The sequence below is a fragment of the Neisseria sp. P0022.S010 genome (genome assembly GCF_051956635.1).
Genome location: NZ_JBQCXF010000532.1, coordinates 1 through 2,015 on the forward strand (window position 1 = coordinate 1; position 2,015 = coordinate 2,015).

The 2,015-nt window shown below is 53.5% G+C and carries 1 protein-coding gene and 1 pseudogene; both read left to right on the top strand.

Features of this window, described 5'->3' with window-relative positions:
* Positions 1-685, top strand: a pseudogene (locus tag ACTHUT_RS19045) (Fe/S-dependent 2-methylisocitrate dehydratase AcnD); the annotation flags it as partial.
* A 117-nt stretch (positions 686-802) separates the two neighbouring features.
* The gene (gene prpF, locus ACTHUT_RS19050; RefSeq protein WP_440419418.1) at positions 803-1,972 is read left to right on the top strand and encodes a 2-methylaconitate cis-trans isomerase PrpF; all 1,170 of its coding nucleotides are present in this window, start codon (positions 803-805) and stop codon (positions 1,970-1,972) included.
* Positions 1,973-2,015: the final 43 nt, after the last annotated feature.

Here is a 2,015-nt window from a genome sequence, read left to right on the forward strand (position 1 = left end):
CATCACCACCGACCATCTCTCGCCATCCAATGCGATTTTGGCCAGCAGTGCCGCAGGCGAATATTTGGCAAAAATGGGTTTGCCTGAAGAAGACTTCAACTCTTACGCAACCCACCGCGGCGACCACCTTACCGCCCAACGCGCAACCTTCGCCAATCCGAAACTGTTTAACGAAATGGTGAGAAACGAAGACGGCAGCGTACGCCAAGGTTCGCTGGCACGCGTTGAGCCCGAAGGTCAAGTGATGCGTATGTGGGAAGCCATCGAAACCTATATGAACCGCAAACAGCCGCTCATCATCATTGCCGGTGCGGACTACGGTCAAGGCTCAAGCCGCGACTGGGCTGCAAAAGGCGTACGCCTCGCCGGCGTGGAAGTGATTGTTGCTGAAGGCTTTGAGCGTATCCACCGCACCAACTTGATCGGTATGGGCGTATTGCCGCTGCAATTCAAACCGGGTACCAACCGCCATACCCTGCAACTGGACGGTACGGAAACCTACGACGTTGTCGGCGAACGCAAACCGCGCTGCGACCTGACCCTCGTGATTCACCGTAAAAACGGCGAAACCGTCGAAGTTCCGGTTACCTGCCGCCTCGATACCGCAGAAGAAGTGTTGGTATATGAAGCCGGTGGCGTATTGCAACGTTTCGCACAAGACTTCTTAGAAGGAAATGCAGCGTAAGGTAAATCGGACATAGTCAAAATGTTCGTGCTACGCTCAAAAAGGTTTTCAGACGGCCTCGAATGTTTGAGGGGTCGTCTGAAAAAACCATACTAGAAATACAAAGGAGAACTCAAAATGCCGCAAATTAAAATTCCAGCCGTTTACTACCGCGGCGGTACATCTAAAGGCATTTTCTTCAAACGTACCGATCTGCCGGCCGCTGCGCAACAAGCAGGCGAGGCACGCGACAAAATCCTCTTGCGCGTACTCGGCAGCCCCGACCCTTACGGTAAACAGATTGACGGTTTGGGTAACGCCAGTTCGTCCACGAGCAAAGCCGTGATTTTGGATAAATCCGAACGCGACGATCACGATGTCGATTATTTGTTCGGACAAGTTTCCATCGACAAACCTTTTGTCGATTGGAGCGGCAACTGCGGCAATCTGACCGCCGCAGTGGGCGCATTTGCCATCGAGCAGGGCTTGGTCGATAAATCCAAAATCCCTTCAGACGGCCTGTGTACCGTCAAAATCTGGCAAAAAAACATCGGCAAAACCATTATTGCCCATGTACCGATGCAAAACGGCGTAGTTTTGGAAACAGGCGATTTTGAGCTTGACGGCGTAACGTTTCCGGCAGCCGAAGTGCAAATCGAATTTCTGGATCCGGCCGATGGCGAAGGCAGTATGTTCCCGACCGGCAATTTGGTCGATGAAATTGATGTGCCGAATATAGGCCGTCTGAAAGCCACGCTTATCAATGCCGGCATTCCAACCATTTTCTTGAATGCCGCAGATTTGGGCTACACAGGCAAAGAGTTGCAAGACGACATCAATAACGATGCCGCAGCTCTGGAAAAATTTGAAACCATCCGCGCGTATGGCGCGCTGAAAATGGGCTTGATCAGCGACGTATCCGAAGCTGCCACCCGCGCCCATACTCCGAAAGTTGCTTTTGTCGCCCCTGCAGCCGATTACACCGCTTCAAGCGGCAAAACCGTCAAAGCTGCCGACATTGACTTATTGGTACGCGCGCTGAGCATGGGCAAATTGCACCACGCCATGATGGGCACCGCTTCAGTTGCCATCGCTACCGCCGCCGCCGTGCCCGGAACGCTGGTTAACCTTGCAGCTGGAGGCGGAGCGCGTAAAGAAGTCCGTTTCGGTCATCCGTCAGGCACACTGCGTGTCGGTGCCGCCGCCGAATGTCAGGACGGACAATGGACGGCCACCAAAGCGGTCATGAGCCGTAGCGCACGCGTGATTATGGAAGGACAAGTCCGAGTGCCGGAAGATTGCTTTTAAGTTTTCAGACGGCCGCAGCATTAAACAAGGCCGTCTGAAAACC

Excerpts from the sequence above, each read along its gene's own strand:
- prpF (WP_440419418.1), top strand. The coding sequence starts at position 803 with ATGCCGCAAATTAAAATTCCAGCCGTTTACTACCGCGGCGGTACATCT.